Source organism: Pseudomonas sp. 9Ag (assembly GCF_902506445.1).
Taxonomy (GTDB): Bacteria; Pseudomonadota; Gammaproteobacteria; order Pseudomonadales; family Pseudomonadaceae; genus Stutzerimonas; species Stutzerimonas stutzeri_AB.
Window position 1 is genome coordinate 3,023,553 of sequence record NZ_LR733836.1, and the last position, 26,419, is coordinate 3,049,971.

The 26,419-nt window shown below is 59.0% G+C and carries 30 protein-coding genes; 11 read left to right on the forward strand and 19 right to left on the reverse strand.

Going from position 1 to position 26,419, the window contains the following annotated elements:
- The first annotated feature begins 47 nt into the window (after window positions 1-47).
- A complete protein-coding gene (locus ALTERO38_RS21830; RefSeq protein ID WP_372239420.1) occupies window positions 48-827 on the forward strand; it encodes a methyl-accepting chemotaxis protein in 780 nt (259 codons plus the stop codon).
- Between the two features lie 355 nt (window positions 828-1,182).
- Here ALTERO38_RS21830 and ALTERO38_RS13625 read toward each other — a convergent pair whose 3' ends face one another.
- Window positions 1,183-2,079: an EamA family transporter gene (locus ALTERO38_RS13625; protein WP_159968717.1), complete on the reverse strand. Its 897-nt coding sequence runs from the start codon at window positions 2,077-2,079 to the stop codon at window positions 1,183-1,185.
- Window positions 2,080-2,293: 214 nt separating this feature from the next.
- On the opposite strand from ALTERO38_RS13625, the gene ALTERO38_RS13630 reads away from it, so the two are divergent.
- Window positions 2,294-2,998 (forward strand): YebC/PmpR family DNA-binding transcriptional regulator, encoded by a 705-nt coding sequence (locus ALTERO38_RS13630; protein WP_148924650.1) that lies wholly within the window; start codon window positions 2,294-2,296, stop codon window positions 2,996-2,998.
- 34 nt (window positions 2,999-3,032) lie between these two features.
- Complete coding sequence (locus ALTERO38_RS13635) at window positions 3,033-3,377, forward strand: YajD family HNH nuclease (protein ID WP_148924649.1); 345 nt, start codon at window positions 3,033-3,035, stop codon at window positions 3,375-3,377.
- A gap of 25 nt (window positions 3,378-3,402) precedes the next feature.
- Here ALTERO38_RS13635 and ALTERO38_RS13640 read toward each other — a convergent pair whose 3' ends face one another.
- Complete coding sequence (locus ALTERO38_RS13640) at window positions 3,403-3,834, reverse strand: universal stress protein (protein WP_102834862.1); 432 nt, start codon at window positions 3,832-3,834, stop codon at window positions 3,403-3,405.
- A gap of 122 nt (window positions 3,835-3,956) precedes the next feature.
- Between ALTERO38_RS13640 and ALTERO38_RS13645 the strand changes: the two genes are divergently transcribed.
- On the forward strand, window positions 3,957-4,406 hold the full coding sequence (locus tag ALTERO38_RS13645) for a group II truncated hemoglobin (protein ID WP_148924648.1): 450 nt from the start codon (window positions 3,957-3,959) through the stop codon (window positions 4,404-4,406).
- Between the two features lie 380 nt (window positions 4,407-4,786).
- Here ALTERO38_RS13645 and ALTERO38_RS13650 read toward each other — a convergent pair whose 3' ends face one another.
- Window positions 4,787-5,302, reverse strand: coding sequence for a hypothetical protein (locus ALTERO38_RS13650; RefSeq protein ID WP_102834864.1), 516 nt, complete (start codon window positions 5,300-5,302; stop codon window positions 4,787-4,789).
- A 656-nt stretch (window positions 5,303-5,958) separates the two neighbouring features.
- Between ALTERO38_RS13650 and ALTERO38_RS21555 the strand changes: the two genes are divergently transcribed.
- Window positions 5,959-6,300 carry a GNAT family N-acetyltransferase gene (locus tag ALTERO38_RS21555; RefSeq protein WP_256663946.1) on the forward strand — a complete coding sequence of 114 codons (342 nt, stop codon included), beginning with the start codon at window positions 5,959-5,961 and terminating at the stop codon, window positions 6,298-6,300.
- Window positions 6,297-6,710, forward strand: coding sequence for an NUDIX domain-containing protein (locus ALTERO38_RS21560; protein ID WP_256663900.1), 414 nt, complete (start codon window positions 6,297-6,299; stop codon window positions 6,708-6,710). Before ALTERO38_RS21555 ends, ALTERO38_RS21560 begins: the two co-directional genes overlap by 4 nt.
- 21 nt (window positions 6,711-6,731) lie before the next feature.
- Here ALTERO38_RS21560 and ALTERO38_RS13660 read toward each other — a convergent pair whose 3' ends face one another.
- From ALTERO38_RS13660 to ispF, 8 genes are all read right to left on the reverse strand, one after another.
- Window positions 6,732-6,878 carry a hypothetical protein gene (locus tag ALTERO38_RS13660; RefSeq protein ID WP_178114594.1) on the reverse strand — a complete coding sequence of 49 codons (147 nt, stop codon included), beginning with the start codon at window positions 6,876-6,878 and terminating at the stop codon, window positions 6,732-6,734.
- Between the two features lie 557 nt (window positions 6,879-7,435).
- Entirely contained in the window at window positions 7,436-8,434 is a 999-nt protein-coding gene (rpoS, locus tag ALTERO38_RS13665; RefSeq protein WP_102834865.1) for an RNA polymerase sigma factor RpoS, read from the reverse strand.
- 98 nt (window positions 8,435-8,532) lie between these two features.
- Window positions 8,533-9,375 carry a peptidoglycan DD-metalloendopeptidase family protein gene (locus ALTERO38_RS13670; protein ID WP_372239377.1) on the reverse strand — a complete coding sequence of 281 codons (843 nt, stop codon included), beginning with the start codon at window positions 9,373-9,375 and terminating at the stop codon, window positions 8,533-8,535.
- Between the two features lie 30 nt (window positions 9,376-9,405).
- Window positions 9,406-10,341: a DUF368 domain-containing protein gene (locus ALTERO38_RS13675; protein ID WP_159968718.1), complete on the reverse strand. Its 936-nt coding sequence runs from the start codon at window positions 10,339-10,341 to the stop codon at window positions 9,406-9,408.
- A gap of 17 nt (window positions 10,342-10,358) precedes the next feature.
- Complete coding sequence (locus ALTERO38_RS13680) at window positions 10,359-10,994, reverse strand: protein-L-isoaspartate(D-aspartate) O-methyltransferase (protein WP_029404859.1); 636 nt, start codon at window positions 10,992-10,994, stop codon at window positions 10,359-10,361.
- 38 nt (window positions 10,995-11,032) lie between these two features.
- Window positions 11,033-11,782, reverse strand: coding sequence for a 5'/3'-nucleotidase SurE (gene surE, locus ALTERO38_RS13685; protein ID WP_148924646.1), 750 nt, complete (start codon window positions 11,780-11,782; stop codon window positions 11,033-11,035).
- Window positions 11,782-12,822, reverse strand: a complete 1,041-nt coding sequence (gene truD, locus ALTERO38_RS13690; protein ID WP_148924645.1) for a tRNA pseudouridine(13) synthase TruD — start codon at window positions 12,820-12,822, stop codon at window positions 11,782-11,784. The genes surE and truD overlap by 1 nt, the downstream gene beginning before the upstream one ends.
- The gene (ispF, locus tag ALTERO38_RS13695) at window positions 12,819-13,292 is read right to left on the reverse strand and encodes a 2-C-methyl-D-erythritol 2,4-cyclodiphosphate synthase (protein ID WP_148925006.1); all 474 of its coding nucleotides are present in this window, start codon (window positions 13,290-13,292) and stop codon (window positions 12,819-12,821) included. The genes truD and ispF overlap by 4 nt, the downstream gene beginning before the upstream one ends.
- 182 nt (window positions 13,293-13,474) lie before the next feature.
- Between ispF and ALTERO38_RS13700 the strand changes: the two genes are divergently transcribed.
- Window positions 13,475-13,777 (forward strand): helix-turn-helix transcriptional regulator, encoded by a 303-nt coding sequence (locus ALTERO38_RS13700; protein WP_102834869.1) that lies wholly within the window; start codon window positions 13,475-13,477, stop codon window positions 13,775-13,777.
- 37 nt (window positions 13,778-13,814) lie between these two features.
- Window positions 13,815-14,864, forward strand: coding sequence for an alkene reductase (locus tag ALTERO38_RS13705; RefSeq protein WP_148924643.1), 1,050 nt, complete (start codon window positions 13,815-13,817; stop codon window positions 14,862-14,864).
- A gap of 223 nt (window positions 14,865-15,087) precedes the next feature.
- Here ALTERO38_RS13705 and fghA read toward each other — a convergent pair whose 3' ends face one another.
- Window positions 15,088-15,933, reverse strand: a complete 846-nt coding sequence (gene fghA, locus ALTERO38_RS13710; protein ID WP_148924642.1) for an S-formylglutathione hydrolase — start codon at window positions 15,931-15,933, stop codon at window positions 15,088-15,090.
- 68 nt (window positions 15,934-16,001) lie between these two features.
- Entirely contained in the window at window positions 16,002-17,117 is a 1,116-nt protein-coding gene (locus ALTERO38_RS13715; protein ID WP_102834872.1) for an S-(hydroxymethyl)glutathione dehydrogenase/class III alcohol dehydrogenase, read from the reverse strand.
- Between the two features lie 129 nt (window positions 17,118-17,246).
- On the opposite strand from ALTERO38_RS13715, the gene ALTERO38_RS13720 reads away from it, so the two are divergent.
- From ALTERO38_RS13720 to ALTERO38_RS13730, 3 genes are all read left to right on the forward strand, one after another.
- On the forward strand, window positions 17,247-18,146 hold the full coding sequence (locus tag ALTERO38_RS13720; protein ID WP_102834873.1) for a LysR family transcriptional regulator: 900 nt from the start codon (window positions 17,247-17,249) through the stop codon (window positions 18,144-18,146).
- A gap of 131 nt (window positions 18,147-18,277) precedes the next feature.
- Window positions 18,278-18,595: a ribosome hibernation-promoting factor, HPF/YfiA family gene (hpf, locus tag ALTERO38_RS13725; protein WP_102834874.1), complete on the forward strand. Its 318-nt coding sequence runs from the start codon at window positions 18,278-18,280 to the stop codon at window positions 18,593-18,595.
- An 81-nt stretch (window positions 18,596-18,676) separates the two neighbouring features.
- Entirely contained in the window at window positions 18,677-19,843 is a 1,167-nt protein-coding gene (locus tag ALTERO38_RS13730) for a hypothetical protein (RefSeq protein WP_159968719.1), read from the forward strand.
- Window positions 19,844-19,918: 75 nt separating this feature from the next.
- Here ALTERO38_RS13730 and ispD read toward each other — a convergent pair whose 3' ends face one another.
- The 6 genes from ispD to tilS form a co-directional block, all read right to left on the reverse strand.
- Window positions 19,919-20,623 carry a 2-C-methyl-D-erythritol 4-phosphate cytidylyltransferase gene (ispD, locus tag ALTERO38_RS13735; RefSeq protein ID WP_159968720.1) on the reverse strand — a complete coding sequence of 235 codons (705 nt, stop codon included), beginning with the start codon at window positions 20,621-20,623 and terminating at the stop codon, window positions 19,919-19,921.
- Complete coding sequence (ftsB, locus tag ALTERO38_RS13740) at window positions 20,620-20,898, reverse strand: cell division protein FtsB (RefSeq protein WP_073301032.1); 279 nt, start codon at window positions 20,896-20,898, stop codon at window positions 20,620-20,622. Before ftsB ends, ispD begins: the two co-directional genes overlap by 4 nt.
- A 194-nt stretch (window positions 20,899-21,092) precedes the next feature.
- Window positions 21,093-22,382 (reverse strand): phosphopyruvate hydratase, encoded by a 1,290-nt coding sequence (gene eno, locus ALTERO38_RS13745; protein ID WP_102834877.1) that lies wholly within the window; start codon window positions 22,380-22,382, stop codon window positions 21,093-21,095.
- Between the two features lie 33 nt (window positions 22,383-22,415).
- Complete coding sequence (gene kdsA / locus ALTERO38_RS13750) at window positions 22,416-23,261, reverse strand: 3-deoxy-8-phosphooctulonate synthase (RefSeq protein WP_148924638.1); 846 nt, start codon at window positions 23,259-23,261, stop codon at window positions 22,416-22,418.
- Window positions 23,258-24,889 (reverse strand): CTP synthase, encoded by a 1,632-nt coding sequence (locus ALTERO38_RS13755; RefSeq protein ID WP_148924637.1) that lies wholly within the window; start codon window positions 24,887-24,889, stop codon window positions 23,258-23,260. The genes kdsA and ALTERO38_RS13755 overlap by 4 nt, the downstream gene beginning before the upstream one ends.
- A gap of 140 nt (window positions 24,890-25,029) precedes the next feature.
- A complete protein-coding gene (gene tilS / locus ALTERO38_RS13760) occupies window positions 25,030-26,349 on the reverse strand; it encodes a tRNA lysidine(34) synthetase TilS (protein ID WP_159968721.1) in 1,320 nt (439 codons plus the stop codon).
- Window positions 26,350-26,419: the final 70 nt, after the last annotated feature.

Here is a 26,419-nt window from a genome sequence, read left to right on the forward strand (position 1 = left end):
GTGGTATCACTGCACAGCTGGCCAGCGCCTCCGATGAGCTTTCCGCGGTGACCGAGCAGACCAGCGCTGGTGTCAGCAGCCAGCGTCAGGAAACCGATCAGGTCGCTACGGCCATGCATGAGATGACCGCGACGGTGCAAGAAGTCGCACGCAATGCCGAAGAGGCGTCGAGCGCCGCCCAGCGCGCCGATCGGCAGGCCGTTAAAGGCAACACGGTTGTCCAGCGCGCCCTGTCGCAGATTGACCGACTCTCGAATGAGGTCACGCTATCGGCCGAGGCCATGACCCAGCTGAACCAGGAAACCGACGGCATCAGCACGGTGCTGACCGTCATCAATGGCATTGCCGAGCAAACCAACCTGCTTGCCCTTAACGCGGCTATTGAGGCCGCACGGGCCGGTGAAGCCGGGCGCGGGTTCGCGGTGGTAGCCGATGAGGTGCGCGGCTTGGCCCAGCGCACACAGCAGTCCACTGCGCAAATTGAAGCCCTGATCGCTACCCTGCAGAAAGGCGCCCGCACCGCATCTGGAATGATGGACAGCAGCAGCACTCTGGCCCGCGATACCGTCACCCTCGCAAGAGAAGTGGGCACCGAGCTGCAAGCCATTACCGAAACCGCTTCAGTCATTCAAGCAATGAACCAGCAGATCGCCACGGCGGCTGAACAACAGAGCTCGGTTGCTGAGGAAATCAATCGCAGCGTGCTCAGCGTTCGCGACGTGGCTGACCAATCCGCTGAGGCGGCCCGGGAAACGGCTGCGTCCACCGCCCGGCTTGCGCAGTTAGGCGGCGAACTGCAGACGATGATCGGGCGGTTCAAGGTATGAGATTCGGCCCCTCGCCACGGCAAAAACCGCCGCTATCCAATCCTGTCTGGCAGGCGTAGTCTCGGCTTCATTCATCTTTGATCTTCACGCTCACGCCAAGGTGCACTGGCCCAGAGCAGACCCACGCAGGGATGCACAACCAAGCCGATCAATCGCGAGGCGACACCATGAGCAAGGGTATGGATACTAAGAAGAACGCAAAGAAGAAACCCCAGAAGACGGCGCAGGAGAAGCGCACGGCCAAGAGGGAAAAAGCTAACGGCATTACACCACTACTGGGCAGTCACGCCGCTCGGTAACGCCATAGTGGTAGAAGCGCGCCCCGCACGGCATGCCGTCGCGGGGCGTTTTGCTGTCAGGCTGTCGAGCTACCAAAGGCAGTGCGCACGCGGCTGACCAGCCAGCCTCCGCCTACATTGATCCCCAGCCCCAGCATGACCAGCAATGCACCGGCCGCCTGCAACAGGCCCAGATGCTCATCCAGCAGTGCGGCAGCAGATGTCAGGCCGACGACGGGCACCAACAGTGAGAAAGGCGCAACGGTATTCGCCGGATAGCGGGACAGCAGTCTGCTCCAGAGCCCGTAGCCAAGAATCGTCGCACCGAAGGCCAGGTAGATCAGCACCAGTGCCGAATCCATCCCGAACCCGCCCAGCGCGCCCTTGATCGCTTCCGGCCCCTCCAGCACCCAAGACAGGGCGAAGAACGGAATGGGGGGGATCAGACTGCCCCATACGACCAGCCCAACCAGATTCACCTTGCCCACCTTGCGGGTGACAATATTGCCCATTGCCCACATCGAGGCTGCGCAGATGGTCAGCAGGAAACCGGCCAGCGTCATGCTCCGATCGCCTTGCATGCCGATCAGCAGTAATCCACCAGCGGCGATCACCAACCCGACCAGATTGCTTGCACGGAGCCGCTCGCCAAGAAACAGAACGGCAAAGAACAGCGTGAAAAATGCCTGCGACTGCAAAACCAGGGAGGCCAGGCCGGCAGGCATACCGACCTTCATCGCGGAGAAGAGAAAAGCGAACTGACCGAGCGATATGGTCCCGCCGTATGCCAGTAGCCAGCGCAGCGGCATCTGTGGCCTTTTGATAAACAGCACCGCCGGAAACGCAGCGAGCATGAAACGCAGTGCGCCCAGCAGCATCGGCGGGATGTCATCCAGGCCGACCTTGATTACGACGAAGTTCATGCCCCAGACAACGATCACAACCAGGGCCAGCATCAGGTCCTTTGGCGACATGGCACAGTTCCCAGACAAAAACGCATTAGAGCCGCGTGTGTCGATCACGTACTCATACAGCAGGCATGCAATTGGGCGTTACAGTCGACAGCCAGACGCACCATACGTCCTGCTGCATCCCTGGAGTTGCGCGAGGCCCGTGCCTGCTGCCGCCGCAACGGCTAGAATCGCCGTCAGTCGATCTCCATCAACTTCACCAATCACGAGAACATTCATGGGCGCACAGTGGAAAGCGAAACATAAGGAAGCGGCAGCCAACGCCAAGGGACGCACCTTCGGCAAACTGTCCAAGGAAATCATGATCGCGGCCCGCAGCGGCGCTGACCCGGACATGAACCCTCGCTTGCGCCTGGTAGTCGAGCAGGCCAAGAAGGCCTCGATGCCCCGTGAGACCCTGGAACGCGCTATCAAGAAAGGTGCGGGCTTGCTTGGGGAGAGCGTCAACTATGAGCGCACCACCTATGAAGGCTTCGCCCCTCATCAGGTCCCGGTGATCGTCGAATGCCTGACCGACAACGTTAACCGCACTGTGGCCGAGATCCGCGTGCTGTTTCGCAAGGGCCAGCTCGGCGCCTCCGGCTCGGTCGCCTGGGATTTCGATCACTGCGGCATGATCGAAGCAGCGCCGGCTAGCGCCGATGCCGATGCTGAACTGGCCGCCATCGAAGCGGGCGCCCAAGATTTCGAAGCCGCTGAAGACGGTGCCACACTGTTCATCAGCGATGCCACCGACATGGACGTGGTCTGCCGGGCCCTGCCGGAGCATGGCTTCACTGTCCAGTCGGCACAGCTCGGCTACCGTCCGAAGAATCCCGTCACGACGCTGTCCGAGGCCGAACTGGAAGAAGTCGAAGCCTTTCTCAGCGCCATCGACGCCCATGATGATGTACAGAATGTCTATGTCGGCCTGGCCGGCTAACGAACACTGCAACCGTTGAGCTAGAGGCACAGCGATGAGTACAAACAAACCCAATACGCCCTACGCACAGCGCGAACAGGGTTATCGTGAGAAGGCCCTGAAGATGTACCCCTGGGTCTGCGGACGTTGCGCAAGGGAGTTCTCAGGCAAGCGCCTGAGCGAGCTGACGGTCCATCACAAGGACCACAACCACGACAACAACCCGGAAGACGGCTCGAACTGGGAGTTGCTCTGCCTGTACTGCCACGACAACGAGCACTCGCGTTACACCGACAATCAGTACTACGCCGAGTCGAAACCAGGCGGTGACCTAGGTCCGAAGGAGACCTTCAAGGCCTTCGCCAACCTGGGCGATCTCCTCAAGAAAAAACCGGACTGAGTCCAGCCCGGTATGGCGGCGCCGGTTACTTCACCAGCAGGACCGGCACCGATACTTCATGCACGACCCGATTGGCGACCGAGCCCATCAGCATGCCGGTAAAGCTACCCAGACCGCGGGTGCCCATTACCACCGTGTCACAGCCGAAGCGCTGCACCGCATCATTAACCTGCTCAGCCACATTACCCAGAATTGCGTGAGTCTGGTGTGGAATCCCGGCCGTCTGCAGCGCGGTAGCGGCATCTGCAAGAGTACGGTTCGATTTGTCGATAAAGCTCTGGTTCAGCTCATCAACCGTACCCGCGGTAACGAATTCGCCGTAGAGCACCGGCTCCTGCTGTACGTTCAGCACATGTACCTGCGGCGGCTTAGGCGCATCGGCGGCAAAATCGATGATGTATTGCAATGCCCGCTTGGCATTGTCCGAACCGTCATAAGCGAGAAGAATGTTGCGCATAGCGAGTCTCCAACCGGATTTGACGACAGCATAGACCATCAACCAAGCGCGCTTGAGTGCCAAAACCGCATCCGTTGCTCTGGATCAATCTCCCCGCCCCGCTGCCATTTCGAGGGCTTAACATGAGTACTACAACTGACGTTCCGTTTGGTACGGGCGATGCTTCATTCCAGGCAGCCGGTGGCGAGTCTGGCCTGGCTCGCCTGGTCGAAGACTTCTACCTGATCATGGACGAACTCGAAGACGCTCGCTGCGTCCGCCACCTGTACCCACGCGATCTGGCCGAGTCACGCAAGAGGCTGGCTGCGTTTCTTTGCGGCTGGCTGGGCGGCCCACGTCGCTACGCGGAACACTACGGCAGCATCAGCATTCCGCAGTTCCACACTCGCTGGACAGTGGGCGAAGCCGAGCGCGATGCCTGGCTTAAATGCATGGAGCTGGCGATTGCCAGGCAGGGATATACCGATGCGTTTGCTGACTACTTGTTGATTCAGCTGCGAGTCCCTGCAGAACGGATTCTTCAGGCCGGCCGGCCGGCATGCCCCGGACAGTTAACCACAACTGTGATCTAGCTCGGTTTGCTACGAGGCCGAGTCTCTGGCGCCTCGCCGCGTCAATCCTGCGTAGTCGACACTGGCTAGGTCACGCTGAGCTACGCGGCCAACGTGGTTAGAGAAGATCGGTTGCCTCGGTGGAGCAACAAAGCAGTCGGTGATGCGGAAGGATTTCTAGGGAAGCGGCATCGAGATTGTCCGATTCCCGGCGTCATCTTTGGATAGCTAGATTAACCGGTCTGCGAAGTACTTGTTGCCGCGTTCAAGCGGACCGGCAAGACTCTTATTCGCCCAGCAATCGGGTCTCTCTATCCATGAAGCAAGCCTGCACGGATTAATCTTTTTTAGCTCGACATAAAGAGCAAGTGCGATGCGGTTAAACATCGCACTCGTAGGCCTCAGTAGTTGTAGCCGATACCGACGCTGTAAAAGAACGCACCGTCATCGTAACGATCCCGCGCATCGCTTCCACTTTTGAAGAGGAATTGATATTCGGCCATAGCAGTGATGAACGTCTTGTCCTGTACCCAGTATTTGATACCGACTTCCGGACCGCCCATGAAGGTCTCATCAACCTCCTCGCCGTAAATCCCGCCGACACTCACCCCGATGAAGGGACGGGTGTTGCCGCTACCGAAGTGATAGTCGTAGAACACACGGGTGGAACCGTCGAACTGCACGCTTTCCCCTTCTGAATCCCGAGCATTCACGGTTTGCCGTACGCCCCACATGGAGGACTCGTCCAGGTATGTACCCCAACTACCCTGTAGGGAGAAAACTGTATCGTCGAAGTCCTTATCGCTACTGCCCGCACCACCCAAGGTTACTTCGCGATCACCTGCCACTGGAGCGGCAACTGCAATAGCGGGAAGCATGGCGGCGACCAGGAGGGTAGTTTTGAAAAGTCTGTTCATGACAACACCTCTTGTTGTTGCTAACTATGGCGGAATACGCAACTTATTTGATGCGCACTGTTAATGACAGGAACGCGCCGAGACTGTTCATTTTATTTTAGGTATACATCGTAAGTCGTTGGATTTAATGATTTTTTTACTTAACGAACCAGCCAGATAAACACTATTTTTTAGTATTAAACAAACGAAACGGCAAACTAGCGAAACGGCGTTACGACGTTACGGCCAATACGGCCGCCATAGCAAAGAGCTCCAATCACATGTTTATTCTTGCCCCCAACAGCACAGCTTTGGTGAAGCGCTTTGCCAGTTGCGCTAGATAGCAGCGGGACGAGTCAGATAGGTCTGGATCGAACGACTTCACTTGGCATAGTCGGTCGTGCCTGCCCTGCTTCCTTCGCACAGGCAGGCATAGAACAACAAGCTGTCCACTTGATCGCCGCTTTAGAGCAGCGACCCGCCTGTTGGCCTAGAACCCAGCACCCAAAACGATGCTATTGGTGCCCAACTCAGCTGGCCCGTTGACGAGATAAACATCGGTTAATATCCGTCAGCACACAGATGGAGAACTGTTATTGGAAGCCGTTCAGCTGCGTCAGCTGCCCGGTGAATGCCGAGCCTTACTCAACAAGTTTTACCGAGCCCATCGCAGCCATATGCGAGCGCCGGCTGGCGCCTGCTATTGGGTCGCCGAACACTCGGACATTCTTGCCGGCCTATGCCTTTCAGACATAGTCCACGGGCAATGGCTTACCGGCTTGCTGGTCACTCCGAACCTCCGCGGCCAGGGGCTGGGAAGGCGTCTGGTTGCGCAGGCACTGGCTGGCTGCGATGGGCCTGTGTGGCTGTTTTGCGAACCGAGGACGGTACCTTTCTATGAATCACTGGGCTTCGCTGAGGCCATTGTATTGCCAGAGGCGCTCGCCTCCCGCTTGCAGCGGTACAACCGACACAAAAACCTCGTGGCGCTATGTCACGAAAACGAGAGCACCCGATGACTTTCACCACTCTCAGAATCGCCACGGCCTGCCTGCTTGATGAAGCGGGACGCATCCTGACTGTCCGCAAGCGCGGCACCCAAGCGTTCATGTTGCCAGGTGGCAAAATCGAAGCAGGCGAAACGCCTCAGCAAGCAGTTGAGAGGGAGTTGCTCGAAGAACTGGGCCTGCGGATAGACCCGTCGTTGCTAGACTCACTCGGCCATTTCCAGTCAAGGGCAGCCAACGAGCCGGATCATTGGGTGGAAGCTGACGTCTACTTCACCCGCCTGGAAAGCGCGGTAACGCCACAGGCGGAAATAGACGCGCTGAAATGGCTGGATCTAAATGCAGAGCGCCAGGAACACCTAGCGCCCTTACTGCGAGAGCAGGTACTTCCCGCCTTGCGCCATAGGCTGCTTACAGACTAACGGAAGGGCGCCGGCCAGCTGTTACGGAGATATAGGGTCACTCGCAGGGAAAGTCTCTTCGAGGGCCTCATCCAGCTGATCGTCATCAGCCTCATCGGGATTACGTTTAACCGGATCTTCTTCATCCCGCCCAGGCTGGGCCGGTTGATTACGTTCGTTGCCGTTCATGGTTTGCTCCTCTGAATAGGTTATGGCTGTTAGGCCGTCTACCCATGCAGTGGTTCGCGCACCGCCCCAACAAAAATGCCAGGCAAAAAAAAGGGGCGGGGGTTAACCCCCGCCCGCCTCCTTCCCTACTTCCTTTTTTTTCCTACTCATCGTCCTGATGAAACCGCTTCCAGCGGTTGATCCTGCTCGACATCCATGCCGGCTGTGCTTGTCCCTGAACACAGTTGCAATATTAGAGCTTTGCGCGACAACGGCAACTGTGGAAAATGCATGGTGGCAACGATGCCATCATTCGACAAAATTAAATTTCCCAATAAAAACATAGTGTTATCAATAATTTTTTCTCCCTATAGCGATCCACTCGGCCGGCCTTGCAGGCTTGGCTTACAAAGCTTGTAAGCAAATACCTACACAACGGATCGCCTATGGGGAAATCATAGCAACGGAGTTAATGCTGCCCTCTTTTCATAACAGCCGGACAAGGTACCGCGACAGACTATGACGGGAAGAGCGACGTGCTCCTTACCTAGCAGGTAAGGAGCAGAGAGCAAAAGGGGCTAGCGGAATAGCGACTCACTGGAGAGGCCGTTGCGCTCCAGAATCTCACGCAGGCGCTTGAGTGCTTCGACCTGGATCTGCCGAACCCGCTCACGCGTTAAGCCAATTTCCTGGCCAACCTCCTCCAGCGTGCAGCTTTCATGGCCCCGCAGACCAAAGCGTCGAATAACCACTTCCCGCTGTTTCTCGGTCAAGTCGGAAAGCCATTGATCGATGCTCTCGGATAGATCGTCGTCAAGCAACAGCTCGCACGGATCGCTCGGCCGGTCATCCGTCAGAGTATCCAGCAACGTCTTGTCAGTGTCAGGGCCTAACGAGACGTCTACAGAGGTCACCCGCTCGTTCAGCCCCAGCATGCGCTTGACCTCAGCAACCGGCTTTTCAAGCAGGTTGGCGATCTCTTCCGGGCTGGGCTCGTGATCAAGTTTCTGAGTGAGCTCGCGTGCGGCACGCAAGTACACGTTCAGCTCCTTGACCACATGAATCGGCAAACGAATGGTCCGAGTCTGATTCATGATCGCCCGCTCGATCGTCTGCCTGATCCACCAGGTGGCGTAGGTCGAGAAGCGGAAACCACGCTCTGGATCGAACTTCTCGACCGCGCGAATTAGGCCGAGATTGCCTTCCTCCACCAGATCCAGCAAGGACAGACCGCGATTGACGTAGCGCCGCGCGATCTTCACGACCAGCCGCAAATTACTCTCGATCATGCGCTTGCGGCCCGCCGGATCGCCCTTCTGTGCAAGACGCGCGAAGTGCACTTCCTGCTCCGGCGTCAGCAGTGGGGAAAAACCAATTTCGTTGAGGTAAAGCTGGGTGGCGTCGAGCGCGCGAGTGTAATCGATGAATTTGTGTTGCTTGACCGTTGCGGTCTTGGACTTGGTGCCACCTGAACCGACTCGGGAGATCTCGGCATCCGGATCTACATTCAGAGACGGTTCCATGAGTAGAACAGCATCGTCTACGTCAAACTCCGGCACTTCTTTTTTGAGAGCCATTATTGTTTTCCTGTTCTGAGTTCGACAACAGGCTTGGGCGTCACGCGTTCCCTGGCATCGCTCAAGCCCCTCCTAGGGCCGGAACAGGTTGAATCAAATCATCGCTTTGGCAGGTATTGCAGCGGATCTACAGGCTTGCCTTGGCGGCGAATCTCAAAGTGCAGTTTCACCCGGTCGGTTCCAGTCGATCCCATCTCGGCAATGGTCTGCCCAGCTTTGACTTGTTGACCCTCCTGAACCAGCAGCCTGCGGTTATGGCCGTAGGCACTTACATAGGTATCGCTGTGCTTGATGATCACAAGTTCGCCGTAACCCCGTAAACCACTGCCGGCGTACACAACAGCCCCATCAGAAGCAGCTAAAACAGGCTGTCCTAATTCCCCGGCGATATCAATGCCTTTATTCAAACTTCCGTTTGAGGAAAATCGACCGATCACACCCCCCCCTGCAGGCCAGGCCCAACCGCTTGCAGACCGGGTCACTGCCTTGATAGGAGTACTCGGCGCGGCAGGTCTGGCCGCCGGTGCGCTGGGGCGCGTCAAAGGAGGCGGCGTTGGCACCGGGTTGGTGACAATGGTTGGCGTGCGGGGGACAGGAGGCGGGGTTTTGGTTTCCGGACGAGCGGCAACGGCACGGGGCGCCTGGCCACTGAAGCGAATCGTCTGACCCGGATAGATGACATGCGGCGGACGGATATTGTTCACCCGTGCCAGGTCGCGCCAATCCCAGCCAAAGCGGAAAGCAATCGACCAAAGTGAGTCGCCGCGCTGAACCGTGTAATGGCCGCTGGTGACACGGTCCCGGCTATTACGGTCTACGACGCTCACGCCGCCTGAAGGCGAGCTGGCGCACCCGGCCAATAACGAACCCGCCAACAAGGCGACAAGCGCGCAACGGAATGAGGAACTGCGTATCCACCGCGTGCTGGCTGTGAGCTTCAATACCCGCTCCCTAAGATCGACAAAGTCGGTTCAGACGCTTTGCGTGACTGGCTGGTGACGTCCGGCAAACCACTCCAACCCAAGCACCAGGGCGATACCGGCTACCGCGAGCAAGATCGCCAGCAAAAGCTGCGGATCCTGCCCGGTCAGATCGCCATAGGCGCCCGGCAGGAGGTTCTGCTCCAGCAGCGGCACTTGTTCACCGTGCGAGTTGGTGCGCCAGGTGAGCGTTTCTTTCCATGGCCAAACCTTGTTCAGCGAACCAAGCATCAGTCCGGTAAGAAACGCCAGAGTGAGGTCGCGCCAGAGGCGCAGGACCCAGCTCAGGACACGTGCAAAGCTCAACAAGCCGACCAGGCAACCGGCGGCAAAGGTCAACATGACACCCAGATCCAAGGCTTTGACTGCGCCTAGAACCACGGGGTAAAGGCCGAGCAGCACCAGAATGAAGCTTCCGGATATACCCGGCAGGATCATGGCGCAGATGGCGATGGCGCCAGCAAAAAACAGGCTGACGCTGCTGGTACTCCACTGCATGGGCGCGGCAACAGTAATCCAGTAGGCAAAACCGACGCCAAGACACAAACTGACCAACCGCGACAGGTTGCGACGCTGGATTTCCTTGCTGACTAAATGCACGGAAACCAGAATCAGACCAAAGAAGAAAGACCACACCGGAATCGGATGCTGCTCGAGCAGATAGGTAATCAATTTCGCCAGGCTGAGCACACTGGTCAGAATGCCGGCGAACAGCACCAGTAGAAAGCTAGCGTTGGCGATGCGCCATGCTTCGGCGATGCGCCCCTTCAACAAAGCCGGGATGGCGTTTGGCACCGCACCGATGGAGCGCAGCAATTCATCGTAGATTCCGGTTATGAATGCCACGGTTCCGCCCGAGACGCCGGGCACCACATCAGCCGCACCCATCGCCATGCCTTTGGCGTACAACAGCAACGCGTTTTTCATGCTTCCATCCGCTGTGATCAAACTACAGGTCCATTGAGCAGCGGCACGAAGCGCACGGTATCCAGCAAATGGCGGGAAAAACCGTCTTCCTCTCGAATGATCAGCATCAATTGCTGGACTTCGCCAACCCCGACCGGAATCACCAGCCGTCCGCCGGGGGCCAGTTGATCGAGCAGAGCCTGGGGCACGTCGGCTGCCGCCGCGGTAACGATGATGCCGTTGTAAGGAGCCAGCGCAGGCCAGCCCTCCCAGCCATCACCCCAGCGAAAGACCACATTGCGCAACTTGAGTTCGACCAGGCGCTCTTTGGCGCGATCCTGCAGAGCCTGAATACGCTCGACGGAGAACACCCGCTCCACCAGCTGCGCCAATACCGCTGTCTGGTAGCCGGAACCCGTGCCAATCTCCAGCACCTTGTCCAATGGGCCGTCAGCCAACAGCAGTTCACTCATACGCGCCACCATGAAGGGCTGCGAGATGGTCTGGTTATGGCCGATAGGCAGCGCGGTGTCTTCGTAGGCGCGGTGAGACAGTGCTTCATCAACGAACAGGTGGCGCGGCGTGCGCCGAATCACCTCAAGCACGCGAGGGTCTGACAACCCTTCCTCGTAGAGCCGCTGAATCAGTCGGTCACGAGTGCGTTGCGAGGTCATCCCAGTGCCGTGGCGCAGCAGGTCATCGGATCCGCGGTTCACAACACGCCCTCCAGCCAACTGTTGAGGCCATCGAAGGCCTCATGAAAGGTTCGGTCCAACTGCAATGGCGTAATCGAAACGTAGCCCTGCATTACCGCATGAAAATCGGTGCCTGGCCCGCCGTCTTCAACGTCCCCAGCCACCGAAATCCAGTAACCATCCTTGCCACGCGGATTAGCCTGCTTCACAGGCGGCTTGGCCCTGCTTCGATGGCCCAGGCGCGTCAGCTGGATGCCGCGCAGGTGATCCAGCGGCAGGTTTGGAACATTGACACTCAACACCGTACGCGGAGGGAGCTCAAGCGAGGCCTGATGCTCGACCAGCTTGCGCGCGACGTAGGCGGCTGTAGGCAGGTTATCGGTCAGCCGCGACACCAGGGAAAAAGCGAACGCGGGCTTACCGGTGAATCGCCCTTCGATGGCTGCGGCGACAGTACCGGAATACAGCACGTCGTCGCCTAGATTGGCGCCCAGATTAATACCTGAAACCACCATGTCGGGCACGTCTTCCAGCAGGCCGTTGATGCCCAGGTGAACACAATCCGTCGGCGTGCCGTTCACGCCGATAAAACCATTCGGCATGATCGTGGTATGAAGCGGGCGATCCAGGGTCAGCGCACTGCTGGCGCCACTCATGTCCTGGATTGGGGCCACCACCCTGCACTCGGCATAATCCGCCAGCGCGTCATAAAGCGCGGCGAGCCCAGGTGCATACACCCCGTCGTCGTTGGCGATCAGAATACGCATCAGATGTCCGTCTGCCCTGCCAGGCTGACCAGTTCGCGCACCACAGCAGTGGCAAAGCATCCGGTCGGCAGGACGAATTCAAGTTGCAGAATGTCAGGCTCGGGATAATGCCACGACAAGCCGCCCATTGGGAGGCGAAGAATGCGCCGTTCATGCTTCATTCCGGCTTCTGCGAGCCACTTGGCGATTGACGGCTCCGTTGCGGCAACCTGCATCTCCAGTGCTTGAACATCGCCCGAGGCGGGCGACTCACCGGCGCCCCAGAGCGGACCGGTCGGATGCAGATCCAGCACGGCCAGCCGTGGATCGCTGCATTCAGCCTCGCCGGCAGGAAAGAAGCTGCGGCTGTCGGTGAAGGCCAGCAGATCACCGACCCGCGCCTGATTCCAACTACCCGCCGCAACTCGTTCAGCTAACACTCGATTGAACAGATAACTACGCCCCGCCGATAGCAGACGCGAGCGGAGATTGCGCTGTACCGGAAGCTCTTGCCTATCCGCATACTCGCGGGCGCCGTGGACATTTCCTCCCTCATGACCGAAGCGCTGCAGGCCAAAATAGTTGGGGACACCTTCCCTCTTGATTCGCTCGAGACGCGCATCGAGTTCGGCGTGGTCGGCTTTCAGTTCCGTCAAGCGAAGGGTAAAGCCATTGGCCGAATGGGCACCGCGCTGCAGTTTTCGCTGATGACGGCCGCTCTGGAGAATCGTCAGGGTTTCGTTTTCGGCCCCGGCCAGTGCAGGATCAGCTTTGCCCGGCAGATGCAGACTGAACCACTGGCGGGTCAGAGCCTGACGATCTTTCAAGCCGGCATAGCTGATATTGCGCACCGGAACGCCAGCAGCCCGCGCCAGGCGACGCGCAGCCTCCTCCGTGTTGAGGTTGCGCTTTTCCACCCAGAGCCAAAGATGCTCACCGGCACCAGACAAAGGGATGTCGAGCACCTCGTCGACCTGGAAGTCCTCCGCCACAGCCTTGAGCACGGCGGAGCCACAGGCCCCGCCATGTGCCGTTGGGCCGAGCAACTGATCCTCGGTCATGCGCCGACCAGCAGCGCGACGGCATGCACGGCAATGCCTTCTTCACGTCCGGTAAAACCAAGCTTCTCGGTAGTGGTGGCCTTGACGTTGACCTGATCCAGGTCGACTTGCAGGTCTTCGGCGATCAGGGTTCGCATGGCCTCGATATGTGGAGCCATCTTGGGTGCCTGGGCAACGATGGTGGCGTCAATGTTGCCAACCTTCCAGCCCTTGCTTTGCACCTGTTTGAGCACATGACGCAGCAGGACGCGGCTATCGGCCCCCTTGAAGGCCGGATCGGTGTCCGGGAAGTGCTTACCGATATCACCAAGCGCCGCCGCGCCAAGCAATGCATCGCTCAGGGCGTGCAGCAACACGTCACCGTCCGAATGCGCGAGCAGTCCGAACCTGTGAGAAATCTGTACCCCGCCGAGGGTAACGAAGTCGCCCTCACCAAAACGATGCACGTCGTAGCCGTGGCCGATTCGCATAGTCATATGCCCTCGAAAAGATCAGCTCGCGATTCTACAGGACAGCAGCAACCATTGAAGCCGCAGCGGTAGGAACCCTGCAGATCAATATCAACGATAACCACCATCAACCGAATCGATCTCATATCGTTTTTTACCGATATATAGTTCGCCTCATCGCGATATACGAACCGGACGACACCATGCCCGAAGAACTGGACGACATGCTCAAGGCAATTGCCCACCCGTTGCGGCGGGAGATTCTGGCTTGGCTGAAAGAGCCGCAACGCTATTTTTCCGAGCAGCACCATTCGCTTGAAAACGGTGTGTGCGCCGGGCAGATCGACCAGCGCGCCGGGCTGTCGCAGTCCACGGTTTCGGCCCATCTGGCAACACTGCAACGAGCGGGACTGATCACCAACCGCAAGGTCGGTCAGTGGCATTTTTTCAAACGCAATGAACCGGCTATCGAAGCCCTCGTAACCCGTCTTGGCCGTGAACTCTGAGCTTCGCAGTCCTCACCTTGTAAGGAGCAGCATCGCTATGCCCACACTTTTCGACCCGATCAAGATTGGCGAACTGGAACTGGCCAACCGCATCATTATGGCCCCGCTGACCCGTTGCCGCGCTGAGCCTGGCCGCGTACCGGGTGACCTGATCGCCGAATACTACACCCAGCGGGCCGACGCAGGCCTGATCATCAGCGAAGCCACCTCGGTCACACCGATGGGCGTCGGCTACCCGGACACCCCCGGTATTTGGTCGGCCGAGCAGGTACAGGGCTGGAGGAAGGTAACCGATGCGGTCCACGCCAAGGGCGGCAAGATCGTGCTGCAGCTCTGGCATGTCGGCCGAATTTCCGACCCGTTATACCTGGACGGCCAGCTACCGGTCGCCCCTAGTGCCATCAAGCCCGCCGGTCATGTCAGCCTGGTCAGGCCGATGAAGGACTTCGAAACCCCACGCGCACTCGAGACCGAAGAAATCGCCGGCATCGTCGAGGCTTACCGCAAGGGGGCTGAAAATGCCCGGGAAGCAGGTTTCGACGGCGTAGAAATTCACGGTGCCAACGGTTACCTACTCGACCAGTTCCTTCAGGACAGCACCAACCAGCGCACCGATCAGTACGGCGGATCACTGGAAAACCGTGCACGTCTCCTGCTGGAAGTCACGGACGCTGCGGTTGGGGTCTGGGGCGCTGGCCGCGTGGGCGTGCACCTGGCCCCACGAGCCGACGCTCACGACATGGGCGACTCCAATCGTGCAGAAACCTTCGGTTATGTCGCGAGTGAGCTGGGCAAGCGCGGTATCGCCTTTATCTGCACTCGTGAGAAAGCCGGCGAGGACAGCCTCGGACCGCAATTGAAGGAAATCTTCGGCGGCGTCTACATCGCCAACGAGCGCTTTACCAAAGAACAGGCCAACGCCTGGCTTGAAGAAGGCAAGGCCGACGCGGTTGCATTCGGCATTCCGTACATCGCCAACCCCGACCTGGTCGAACGCTTACGCAAGGACGCTCCGCTCAACGAGCCTCGGCCTGAGTTGTTCTATGCGAAAGGTGCCGAAGGTTTCACCGATTATCCATCGCTCTAGCTCCTTGCGATGGAAGGCCCGACCGGGTAACCGGTCGGGCCTTTTTTGTGCTTGCCGCTAATGACGCGCAACGCCTTGCATCGATAGGCCTGGGGCATTTGCGCTGTCGGCAACGCTGCAGCGATCTATCCACCGTGAAAGCCATCAGTGGTAAGCGCACCGCCCCGAGAGAAAAGGTTCTGCTATCGCAAAACAGCCAGCTCAACGGCAAACGCAACACACCTCAAGCCTTCAGCGCCTGCGCATGATGACGCAAATGATCGTCGATAAAGCTGCTGATGAAGAAGTAGCTGTGATCGTAGCCAGGCTGGGTACGCATCGTCAGCGGATGATCCGCCGCTCTTGCGGCTGATACCAACGCCTCAGGCTTCAACTGGTTGACCATGAAGTCATCACGATCACCCTGGTCGACCAGTATCGGCAACTTCTCCTGCGCCTTGGCGATCAAGGCGCAGGCATCCCATTCACGCCAGCGAGAGCGATCTTCACCGAGGTAATTGGAAAAGGCCTTTTCACCCCACGGACAGTCGGCCGGATTGGTGATCGGCGCGAAGGCCGACAGCGACTGGTAGCGGCCAGGATTCTTCAAGGCGCACACCAGCGCACCGTGACCGCCCATGGAGTGTCCGCTGATGCCGCGCTTATCAGAGACCGGGAAGTTTGCCTCGATCAGCGCAGGCAGCTCATCAACCACGTAGTCGTGCATACGGTAATGCTGGGCCCATGGATCCTGAGTCGCATTGAGGTAGAAACCCGCCCCTAGACCGAAGTCATAAGCGGCATCAGGATCATCAGGCACATCAGGCCCGCGCGGGCTGGTATCTGGCGCGACGATGATCAAACCAAGTTCTGCTGCAAGTCGATGCGCACCCGCTTTCTGCATGAAGTTTTCATCGGTACAGGTCAGGCCGGACAGCCAGTACAGCACAGGCAGCTTTTCGCCCTGCTCCGCCTGAGGCGGCAGGTATACGGCAAACACCATATCGCAGTTCAAGCTGGCAGAGCGGTGGCGATAGCGCTTGTGCCAGCCACCGAAGCTCTTCTGGCAGGAAATATTCTCGAGGCTCATGGGCCCTCCTGAAGCGGGCCGGTGGTGTTCGCCAGGCAAGGCAAAGCACCACGGCCCGACATGCGAAGTCAATAGTGGATGACGGTCCGAATGCTCTTGCCTTCATGCATCAGGTCAAACGCATGGTTGATCTCGTCCAGCCCCATGTTGTGGGTGATGAAGGTATCCAGCGGGATCTCACCGGTCTGAGCCTTCTCCACATAGCCCGGCAATTCGGTGCGCCCTTTGACGCCGCCGAAGGCGCTGCCACGCCAGACGCGGCCCGTGACCAGCTGAAACGGACGAGTGCTGATCTCCTGACCCGCGCCGGCCACACCGATGATCACCGATTCGCCCCAACCCTTGTGGGCACATTCCAGCGCGGCGCGCATCAGCTGGACGTTGCCGACACACTCGAATGAATAGTCAACGCCACCATCGGTCATCTCGACGATGACTTCCTGGATCGGCTTGTCGTAATCCTTCGGATTGACGAAGTCGGTCGCGCCCAGTTCTTCGGCGATGGCGAACTTCGACGGATTGATGTCGATCGCGATGATTCGGCTGGCCTTGGCCATCTTTGCGCCGATGATCGCTGCCAGGCCGATGCCGCCCAGGCCGAAGACCGCTACAGTCGCGCCCTCTTCAACCTTGGCGGTGTTGAGTACCGCACCGATCCCTGTGGTTACGCCGCAACCCAGCAGGCAGACCTTGTCCAGTGGCGCTTCCTTGGGAATCTTCGCTACCGAAACCTCAGGCAACACGGTGTATTCGGAAAACGTCGAAGTACCCATGTAGTGGTAAATCGGCTGGCCGTTGTAGGAAAACCGCGTGGTGCCGTCCGGCATCAGGCCCTTGCCCTGGGTCGCGCGCACCGAACTGCAGAGGTTGGTCTTGCCGGATTTGCAGAATTTGCACTGGCGGCATTCGGCGGTGTACAGCGGGATCACGTGATCACCCACCGCCACCGAGGTAACGCCCTCGCCGACCGCTTCGACGATGCCGCCACCTTCGTGACCGAGGATGCATGGGAAGACACCTTCCGAGTCTTCGCCGGAGAGCGTGTAAGCGTCGGTGTGGCAGACGCCAGTCGCAACGATGCGCACCAGCACCTCGCCAGCTTTGGGCGGCTCGACGTCCACTTCGACAATTTGCAGAGGCTGATTGGGGGCAAACGCGACTGCGGCACGGGACTTGATGGTCATGGCTGGCTTTACTCGTGGATGAATGGTGAAGCGCAGTGTAGTTTTATCAGCAGACAGGGTTAATAAGCTGATCGTGGAAACATTATTGCCAGGCAGGGCTAATTCAGCCCTCTACCGAAAGGATCGCTTATGAACCGGTGGGAAGGCTTGGACGAATTCGTGGCAGTCGCTGAAGCGGGCAGCTTCATGCGCGCCGCCGAACATCTGCGCGTATCGTCATCTCATGTAAGTCGGCAAGTGGCGCGGCTTGAGGAACGCCTGCAGGCCCGCTTGCTCTATCGCACCACCCGCCGTGTATCGCTGACCGAAGCCGGCCATACCTTCCTCTCTCGCTGCCAGCGTTTGATCGAAGAGCGCGACGAAGCCTTTCACGCCATCAGCGACCTGCATGCCGCCCCCACAGGGTTATTGCGGATGACCGCTGCAGTCGCGTACGGCGAACGCTTCATCGTGCCGCTGGTAAACGAATTCATGGCGCAGCACCCTCAATTGCGGGTCGACATTGAATTGTCCAACCGCACGCTCGATCTGGTGCAGGAAGGTTACGACCTGGCCATACGCCTGGGCCGACTCAGCGAATCACGGCTGGTCGCTACGCGCATCGCCCCGCGGGCGATGTATCTGTGCGCCGCACCGAGCTACCTCGAGCGCTACGGCCGGCCTCACACGCTTTCCGAGCTGGCGCGGCACAATTGCCTGATAGGCACCGTTGATACCTGGACGTTGCAGATCGAAGGTCGCGAGCAGCCTTTCAAGCCCTCTGGCAACTGGCGTTGCAACAGCGGCCAGGCGGTGCTGGACGCTGCACTACGGGGCTTCGGGCTATGCCAGCTACCGGACTATTACGTCCAGGAACCGCTGCGCCGCGGTGAACTGGTGTCCTTGCTCGAAACCTATCAGCCGCCGAATACAGCCGTATGGGCCGTCTATCCGCAGCGGCGCTATCCCTTGCCAAAGGTCCGGCTATTGATCCAGGCATTGAAGCAGGGCCTGGCAAGCCGCCCTGAATACCGCAACGAACGCAATTGAGTTGCGACTGCGCCGCGCGTCCGACTGCCAGCGTCAGGCGGAACCCGAATTAACCCACCACGTCGAAATCCTGAAGCCGGTGCCTCCGGCCCTCTGCTTGAGCGAGCCGGCCATTCAATCAGGAGGACATCATGCAGATTCTGGTGAACAGCAATCATAGCGTCGACGTGACCAGCAACCTTGAGGAGCACGTGAAGGCGACGGTCGAGAGCGAACTGGAGCGCTTCGACGATCAGCTGACCCGAGTCGAAGTTCATCTCAACGACGAGAACAGCGGCAAAAGTGGTCCGCAGGATAAGCGCTGTCAGATGGAAGCACGCGTCAAAGGGCACGAGCCCATCTCGACCAGCCACAAGGCGGACTCGCTGAATATGGCTATCGACGGCTGTGCCGAAAAGCTAAACCACGCACTAGCCCATGCGCTGGACAAGAAACTCAATCACCACTGAACGCCGCCTATGCGACCCGCCAAAGCGGGCCGATCGTCACCCGTGAGGAACCGAACCATCTGACAACGAGTGAGGCCGTACATGAACAGATTGCTCGATCGAGAAACCATGTCCCAACTGCTGGCAAAACGCGAAGCGCCCTGCCTGTCACTTTATCAGCCCACCCACCGCAGTTTCCCCGAGCGTCAGCAGGACCCGATTCGCTTCAAGCACCTCGTCCGTGAGCTGGAAGACTCGCTCAAGCAACAAGGCCGGGGGGATCAGGCCAAAGCATTGCTTAAGCCGTTCCAAGACCTGATGAATGATCCCGACTTCTGGAATTCCAACCGTGATGGACTTGCCGTCTTCGGTGCGGTGGATTATTTCGAAGTATTCCGCTTGCAACGCAGCGTTCCCGAGCTCGCCGTCGCCAATGATCGAATGCACCTCAAGCCGCTACTGCGTATCGCGCAGTCTGCTGATCGCTATCAGATACTGGCGATCACCCTCAACTCGGTTCGTTTATTCGAAGGCAACCGCGACGGCATCGACGAAGTCCGCTTGGGCGACGGGGTACCGAAAACACTTGAGGAAGCATTGGGGCGCGATCTGACCGAGAAGGGGCAGACCGGCTTCCCGCAAGGCTACAGCCGCTCCAGCGAGCGTGGCGACCCAATGCAGGTAGAAAGCGGTGGCGCTGGCCGCCAAGACGAAATCGATCGAGACCGGGAGCGTTTCTTCCGTGAAGTCGACCGCGCAATTCTCGAGCACCACAGCCGCAAGTCGCGACTGCCGCTGATCCTCGCCGCATTGCCGGAGCATCAGTTTCACTTTCGCAAACTCAGCCACAACGAGTTCATGCTTTCGGAGGGGATCGAAAGCGATGCATCGTTGCTGAGCCATGACGAACTTCGGCAAAAGAGCTGGATGGTCATGCAGCCGCGCTACCTCAAGCGTCTGGAAGGCTTCATCAACCAATACGGCGTCTCGCACGGTCAGGGACTGGCTACCGACCAGCTTGAGCAGATCGGCCAGGCGACACTCGAAGGCCGCGTTGCCACGCTTCTGGTGGAGGCGGAGCGTCAGATTCCAGGAGTTGTGGACAAGCAGCAGGGTAAGGCGGTCGCAGTGGAAGATGACACCGCGACGACGCCCGACCTGCTCGACGAGTTGACGATATGGACGCTGGAACAAGGCGGCGAGGTGATTGCTGTGCCTACCGAACGCATGCCAACTGAAAGTGGTGCCGCTGCAATCTATCGGTACTGATCGCAACGCCTCTAGAGCTGCGATGCAGAGCGCATCGACTTTACTTTGTGCCGAGCATTCTGAGCAGCGCTGGACTCACGATTTCCAGCGCTGCTCCAGCCATTGAAGATCCTCTGGACGAGTGATCTTCAGATTGTCGGCCCGACCTTCAATCAAACGCGGGTGGTATCCGGCCCATTCAAGCGCGGACGCTTCATCAGTCACCGCCACCCCGCTAGCAAGCGCATCCGCCAAGGCCTCGCGCAACGACCCAAGCCGGAACATCTGTGGGGTAAACGCCTGCCAGATGACGCTGCGATCAACCGTCTCCTGGATGCGGCCGTCTGTATCTGCACGCTTGAGCGTATCGCGCGCCGGCACGGCGAGCAGCCCACCAACGGGATCTGTGGCAAGGGTCTCCAGCAGCTGATTAAGATCCGTGAGTGTCAGGTTGGGTCTGGCGGCGTCGTGCACCAGCACCCAGTCGTTGTCCGTGGCACCGAGGCCAGACAGTCTTCGCAGGCCGCCAAGCACGGAGTCGGCCCGCTCGCTACCGCCATCGGCACGGTGAACCCGCGGATCTATCGCGCAAGGGAGATCCGGCCAATAGGCATCATCACGCGCCAGACAAACCACCAGTCCCATGAGCTGGGGATGACCCAGGAAACAATCCAGGGTGTGTTCCAAGATCGTCCTTCCAGCCAGCTGCAGATACTGCTTGGGACGGTCGGCTCGCATGCGACTGCCAATGCCGGCAGCCGGAATAACGACCCAGTAAGACGGGAGATTGTTTGCACTCATTCGGTGAGCTGAAAGAGAGTTTCGCCCTCTTTGACCATGCCCAACTCATGCCGAGCACGCTCTTCCACAGTTTCCATACCCTGCTTGAGCTCTCTGACCTCGGCTTCAAGAATTCGGTTGCGCTCAAGCAACCGCTGGTTCTCGCCCTGCTGCTCAGCGATCTGTTTGTTCAGCCCGCTGACCTGGGCGAGGCTGCCCTCGCCCACCCACAGGCGATACTGCAAGCCACCCAGGAGCAGAATCAGGACAACAAACAACCAGTAGGGACTGCGCATGGAGGGCATGGATCGAATTCGATTGGTTTCCAGTGACGTTGTATAAGCGGCGGTCAGCGACATGGCCCGGCTTTCCTTTGCTGGCTAGCGCATCGCCGTGCGGCGACCTTAACAGCGCTGACCGTTATCCACAAAAAAGGGCGACTAACGCCGCCCTTTTCTAGCATGCCCCAGCTTTTCTAGCGATAGCCAGATTAGCCGCGAAACTCGGCACGTCCCTTGTAAGCCGCTTTTCCGCCAAGCTGCTCTTCGATACGAAGCAGCTGGTTGTACTTGGACACCCGGTCCGAGCGGCACAGTGAACCAGTCTTGATCTGGCCGGCAGCAGTTCCTACTGCCAAGTCGGCGATGGTGCTGTCTTCGGTTTCGCCAGAGCGGTGCGAAATCACCGCCGTGTATCCAGCAGCCTTGGCCATCTGGATGGCTTCCAGGGTTTCGGTCAGCGAGCCGATCTGGTTGAACTTGATCAGGATCGAGTTACCGATGCCCTTCTCGATGCCTTCCTTGAGGATCTTGGTGTTGGTTACGAACAGGTCGTCGCCCACCAGCTGAACTTTGCTACCGATCTTGTCGGTCAGAACCTTCCAGCCAGCCCAGTCGGACTCGTCCATGCCGTCTTCGATGGAGATGATCGGGTAGCGCTCGGCCAGGCCCGCCAGGTAGTCAGCAAAACCGGCGGCGTCGAAGACTTTGCCTTCGCCGGCGAGGTCGTACTTACCGTTCTCGAAGAACTCGCTGGAAGCGCAATCAAGCGCCAGGGTGACGTCATCGCCCAGCGTATAACCGGCGTTAGCCACCGCTTCTGCGATGGCTGCCAGGGCGTCTTCGTTGGATGCCAGGTTCGGTGCGAATCCACCTTCGTCACCAACCGAAGTGCTCAGGCCACGGGCCTTCAACACGGCTTTCAGGTGGTGGAAGATTTCGGCGCCCATGCGCAGCGCATCAGCGAAGGTCTTGGCGCCGACGGGCTGAACCATGAACTCCTGAATGTCGACATTGTTGTCGGCATGTTCACCACCGTTGATGATGTTCATCATCGGCACCGGCATGGAGTACTCACCCGGCGTGCCATTGAGGTTGGCAATGTGCGCGTAGAGCGGCAGATCCTGGTCCTGCGCAGCGGCTTTGGCAGCAGCCAACGACACGGCAAGAATGGCGTTGGCTCCCAGCGAGGCTTTGTTTTCGGTACCGTCCAGTTCGATCATGGCGCGGTCCAGCGCCTTCTGATCCAGCGGGTCCTTGCCCAGCAGCAGATCACGGATAGGGCCATTGATGTTGCCGACAGCCTTCAGCACACCCTTGCCCATGTAACGGCTCTTGTCGCCATCGCGCAGTTCCAGCGCCTCGCGGGACCCAGTGGAAGCACCGGACGGCGCACAGGCGCTGCCGGTAATGCCGTTATCCAGGATAACGTCCGCTTCAACAGTGGGATTGCCACGGGAGTCGAGAACCTCACGCCCTTTGATGTCGACGATCTTTGCCATTTTTATTAACACTCCGTAGATAGCTTCAAGGCTTCAAGCAGTTTCGATTGGCGCAAAATTCTTGATCAGATCATCCAGCTGCTTGAGCTGGGTGAGGAAGGGTTCGAGCTTGTCCAAACGCAATGCACAAGGACCATCGCACTTGGCATTTTCCGGATCCGGATGGGCCTCAAGGAACAACCCGGCCAGCCCCTGGCTGAGACCGGCCTTGGCCAGATCGGTAACCTGTGCGCGACGACCGCCAGCCGAGTCGGCGCGGCCACCCGGCATCTGCAGCGCATGTGTGACATCGAAGATCACCGGATATTGCATCCGCTTCATGATGTCGAAGCCGAGCATGTCGACGACCAGGTTGTTGTAGCCAAATGAGGAGCCGCGTTCGCAGAGAATCAGTTGATCATTGCCGGCTTCTTCACACTTGGTGAGGATGTGCTTCATTTCCTGCGGCGCGAGGAATTGCGCCTTCTTGATATTGATCACCGCACCGGTCTTCGCCATCGCCACCACCAGATCGGTCTGGCGCGAGAGGAAGGCCGGCAGCTGAATGATGTCGCACACCTCGGCCACCGGCTGTGCCTGGTGAGGCTCGTGAACGTCGGTGATCACCGGAACGCCGAAGGTCTTCTTCACTTCTTCAAAGATGCGCATCCCCTCTTCCAGGCCAGGGCCTCGGAAGGAGTTGATCGAGGAGCGATTGGCCTTGTCGAAGCTGGCCTTGAAGATATAGGGAATACCGAGTTTCTCGGTGACCGTTACATAGGTTTCGCATATCTGCAGTGCAAGATCGCGAGACTCCAGCACGTTCATCCCGCCAAACAACACGAATGGCTTGTCGTTGCCGATCTCGATACTGCCGACGCGAATGGTCTTCTGACTCATGCCTTGCCCGCCTTGTAATCCAGCGCTGCCTTGACGAAGCCACTGAACAGCGGATGACCGTCGCGCGGTGTGGATGTGAATTCAGGGTGGAACTGGCAGGCCACGAACCAGGGATGATCTGGCGCCTCGACCACTTCGACCAACGCGCCGTCACCGGAGCGACCGGTGATCTTCAGGCCAGCGGCCTGCAGTTGCGGCAGTAGGTTATTGTTCACTTCATAGCGATGGCGATGACGCTCGATGATGCGCTCCTTGCCGTAGCAGGCGAACACATTGGAGCCTGCCTCCAGACCGCATTCCTGCGCACCCAAACGCATGGTGCCACCCAGGTCTGACGCATCGCTGCGGGTTTCCACAGCACCGGTGGCATCTTCCCACTCGGTGATCAGACCCACGACCGGATGGGTGCTGTCCTTGTCGAACTCGGTGGAATTGGCGTCGGTCCAGCCAAGCACGTCACGAGCGAACTCGATCACCGCAACCTGCATGCCGAGGCAGATGCCGAGGTAAGGAATCTTGTTCTCGCGAGCATATTTGACGGTGGCGATCTTGCCTTCCACGCCGCGCAGCCCGAAACCACCCGGAACCAGGATCGCATCCATGCCTTCCAGCAGGCTGGTGCCCTGGTTTTCGATGTCTTCGGAATCAATGTAGCGAAGGTTCACTTTGGTACGGCTCTGGATGCCAGCGTGGCTCATTGCCTCGATCAGAGATTTGTACGCATCCAGAAGTTCCATGTACTTGCCGACCATGGCAATGGTGACTTCCCGCTCCGGGTTCAGCTTGGCGTCGACCACACGATCCCATTCGGACAGATCGGCGCCGCCGCACTCCAGACCGAAGCGCTCAACCACAAAGTCGTCCAGCCCCTGAGCATGCAGCACGCCAGGGATCTTGTAGATGGTGTCAACGTCTTCAAGGCTGATCACCGCGCGCTCTTCGACGTTAGTAAACAGTGCAATCTTGCGCCGTGAGGAGACGTCGATCGGATGGTCGGAGCGGCATACCAGTACATCCGGCTGCAGACCGATGGAGCGCAGCTCCTTGACCGAATGCTGGGTTGGCTTGGTCTTGGTTTCACCAGCCGTGGCGATATAAGGGACCAGCGTCAGGTGCATCAGCATCGCGCGTTTCGCGCCCACTTCGACGCGAAGCTGGCGGATTGCCTCAAGAAAGGGTTGCGACTCGATGTCGCCGACCGTGCCGCCAACCTCCACCAGCGCGACGTCAGCATCGCCAGCGCCTTTGATGATGCGGCGCTTGATTTCGTCAGTGATGTGCGGAATCACCTGAATGGTGGCGCCCAGGTAGTCACCACGGCGCTCGCGACGCAGTACATCTTCGTAGACGCGGCCGGTGGTGAAGTTGTTGCTCTTGGTCATCGTGGTGCGGATGAACCGCTCGTAATGGCCCAGATCTAGATCGGTCTCGGCGCCGTCGTGGGTGACGAACACCTCACCGTGCTGGAACGGGCTCATGGTGCCCGGATCGACGTTGATGTAAGGGTCCAACTTGAGCATCGTGACCTTCAGGCCCCGCGCCTCCAGGATGGCCGCCAATGAAGCCGAGGCGATGCCTTTCCCCAATGAAGAAACAACACCACCCGTGACGAAGATGTAGCGCGTCATGAAAAACCCTAGAAGTCTGCGTTAAGCGGTCAGCGCCGCCGGGGAAAAGCGAAGGTGCCATCGCGCCTGAGGCGGCAATAGCTCAACTGCCACGGTTTTCGAAGAAAGCCGCAGAAGCTGTGTTGGGACGGGAGCGTAGTCTACTCGAAAGACCCTACCAGCTCAAACCTAGCGTCGGCCGGCGGCGACCACTGCAGCGACAGGGCTTGGGCATCGAACTGCGGCAGATTGGCGACCGCAATGAGCTCACCGTCTAGAAACAGCAGCGGTAGACGCGAGCGCACGAAACCTGGCACGCCAGCCTCATTGAGCAACCGCTTGAGGTCACGCCGGCCACGGTTAGGAATTCTCAGTGACTCGCCGCCCTGACGATAGCGCACCTGCAGCAAGCCCTGCCCAGCGTAGCCGCTCAGGCGCAGGAGGCCGTTGCCGGGCAGCTGCAGGTCAGTGCTCGGCTGCGGCCAGTCGACTGGCCCCGCCATGGTGGCCAACCAGGGCCCCGATAACCACCAGAGGCAACCATCGCCTCTGTGCAGCTCGCCAGCAGCCAAGCGCCAGACCGGAGCGGCATCCGGAGCGGCATCGCGCAACGCATCCCAGCCAGCCCAATGATCGCTATCGGGAAGCGCCGTCAGATCAGCCAACCAATAGCGCAACGCATTGCGCTGACGAGCGGGACTGAGCGATTCGAGTGACAACAACGAGAGCTTCGGCATCGGTAACCACTGATACCGGCAAGGCGCATGAGCTTTGCGCAGATCAATTTCGGCGAGCTCATCCAGCAACTGCTGTGCCTCGCCCAGATGCCCGGCGGCGCGCGCCATATTTTCCACGGCTCGAGGCCAGCGCTGCCGGAGTACTGGCATGACACGATGACGAAGAAAGTTTCGCGCATGTTCGGTGCATTGGTTGCTTGGGTCCTCGACCCAGCTGAGGCCCTGCGCTCGCGCGTAGGCCTCCAGCTCTTCACGCGAGGCATTGAGTAAAGGCCGCACAAGCCAGCCCTCACCCAGCGCGCGTACTGCTGGCATGCTGGCAAGGCCACGCACCCCCGCGCCACGCAGCAGGCGAAAGACCAGGGTCTCCGCCTGATCGTCTCGATGCTGACCCGTGAAAAGCACGTCGGCTGTGTTCAAGCACTCGCTGAAAGCCGCATATCGCGCAGCTCGCGCGGCGCTTTCGAGGCTCGGACCAGGCTCCACCCGTACCCGCACAACCTGCAACTCAATGCCGAGGCTTCGGCAGATGGACCGGCAGTTCTCCGGCCAACCCTCGGCTGCAGGCTGCAAACCATGGTGGATATGGATTGCGCTTATTGGCGGGAGATGTTCGCGACTCGATAAGCGCACCAATAGATGCAGCAGCGCGGTGGAGTCCAGCCCACCGGACAAAGCCACACGCCAGCGCGGCGCGGTACGCCATGGTTGCAATGCATCAAGCAGCCGAGACTCGAGAGACATCTGATTGCAGCTCAGAATAAACGAAGGTCAGCATAAGCTGGATATGGACGAACGCTAGCCAATTGCACGG

Coding starts and splice junctions, on each gene's coding strand:
- ALTERO38_RS13625 (WP_159968717.1), bottom strand. CDS start 2,079: ATGTCGCCAAAGGACCTGATGCTGGCCCTGGTTGTGATCGTTGTCTGG.
- ALTERO38_RS13630 (WP_148924650.1), top strand. CDS start 2,294: ATGGGCGCACAGTGGAAAGCGAAACATAAGGAAGCGGCAGCCAACGCC.
- ALTERO38_RS13635 (WP_148924649.1), top strand. CDS start 3,033: ATGAGTACAAACAAACCCAATACGCCCTACGCACAGCGCGAACAGGGT.
- ALTERO38_RS13640 (WP_102834862.1), bottom strand. CDS start 3,834: ATGCGCAACATTCTTCTCGCTTATGACGGTTCGGACAATGCCAAGCGG.
- ALTERO38_RS13645 (WP_148924648.1), top strand. CDS start 3,957: ATGAGTACTACAACTGACGTTCCGTTTGGTACGGGCGATGCTTCATTC.
- ALTERO38_RS13650 (WP_102834864.1), bottom strand. CDS start 5,302: ATGAACAGACTTTTCAAAACTACCCTCCTGGTCGCCGCCATGCTTCCC.
- ALTERO38_RS21555 (WP_256663946.1), top strand. CDS start 5,959: ATGCGAGCGCCGGCTGGCGCCTGCTATTGGGTCGCCGAACACTCGGAC.
- ALTERO38_RS21560 (WP_256663900.1), top strand. CDS start 6,297: ATGACTTTCACCACTCTCAGAATCGCCACGGCCTGCCTGCTTGATGAA.
- ALTERO38_RS13660 (WP_178114594.1), bottom strand. CDS start 6,878: ATGAACGGCAACGAACGTAATCAACCGGCCCAGCCTGGGCGGGATGAA.
- rpoS (WP_102834865.1), bottom strand. CDS start 8,434: ATGGCTCTCAAAAAAGAAGTGCCGGAGTTTGACGTAGACGATGCTGTT.
- ALTERO38_RS13675 (WP_159968718.1), bottom strand. CDS start 10,341: ATGAAAAACGCGTTGCTGTTGTACGCCAAAGGCATGGCGATGGGTGCG.
- ALTERO38_RS13680 (WP_029404859.1), bottom strand. CDS start 10,994: ATGACCTCGCAACGCACTCGTGACCGACTGATTCAGCGGCTCTACGAG.
- surE (WP_148924646.1), bottom strand. CDS start 11,782: ATGCGTATTCTGATCGCCAACGACGACGGGGTGTATGCACCTGGGCTC.
- truD (WP_148924645.1), bottom strand. CDS start 12,822: ATGACCGAGGATCAGTTGCTCGGCCCAACGGCACATGGCGGGGCCTGT.
- ispF (WP_148925006.1), bottom strand. CDS start 13,292: ATGCGAATCGGCCACGGCTACGACGTGCATCGTTTTGGTGAGGGCGAC.
- ALTERO38_RS13700 (WP_102834869.1), top strand. CDS start 13,475: ATGCCCGAAGAACTGGACGACATGCTCAAGGCAATTGCCCACCCGTTG.
- ALTERO38_RS13705 (WP_148924643.1), top strand. CDS start 13,815: ATGCCCACACTTTTCGACCCGATCAAGATTGGCGAACTGGAACTGGCC.
- fghA (WP_148924642.1), bottom strand. CDS start 15,933: ATGAGCCTCGAGAATATTTCCTGCCAGAAGAGCTTCGGTGGCTGGCAC.
- ALTERO38_RS13715 (WP_102834872.1), bottom strand. CDS start 17,117: ATGACCATCAAGTCCCGTGCCGCAGTCGCGTTTGCCCCCAATCAGCCT.
- ALTERO38_RS13720 (WP_102834873.1), top strand. CDS start 17,247: ATGAACCGGTGGGAAGGCTTGGACGAATTCGTGGCAGTCGCTGAAGCG.
- hpf (WP_102834874.1), top strand. CDS start 18,278: ATGCAGATTCTGGTGAACAGCAATCATAGCGTCGACGTGACCAGCAAC.
- ALTERO38_RS13730 (WP_159968719.1), top strand. CDS start 18,677: ATGAACAGATTGCTCGATCGAGAAACCATGTCCCAACTGCTGGCAAAA.
- ispD (WP_159968720.1), bottom strand. CDS start 20,623: ATGAGTGCAAACAATCTCCCGTCTTACTGGGTCGTTATTCCGGCTGCC.
- ftsB (WP_073301032.1), bottom strand. CDS start 20,898: ATGCGCAGTCCCTACTGGTTGTTTGTTGTCCTGATTCTGCTCCTGGGT.
- eno (WP_102834877.1), bottom strand. CDS start 22,382: ATGGCAAAGATCGTCGACATCAAAGGGCGTGAGGTTCTCGACTCCCGT.
- kdsA (WP_148924638.1), bottom strand. CDS start 23,261: ATGAGTCAGAAGACCATTCGCGTCGGCAGTATCGAGATCGGCAACGAC.
- ALTERO38_RS13755 (WP_148924637.1), bottom strand. CDS start 24,889: ATGACGCGCTACATCTTCGTCACGGGTGGTGTTGTTTCTTCATTGGGG.
- tilS (WP_159968721.1), bottom strand. CDS start 26,349: ATGTCTCTCGAGTCTCGGCTGCTTGATGCATTGCAACCATGGCGTACC.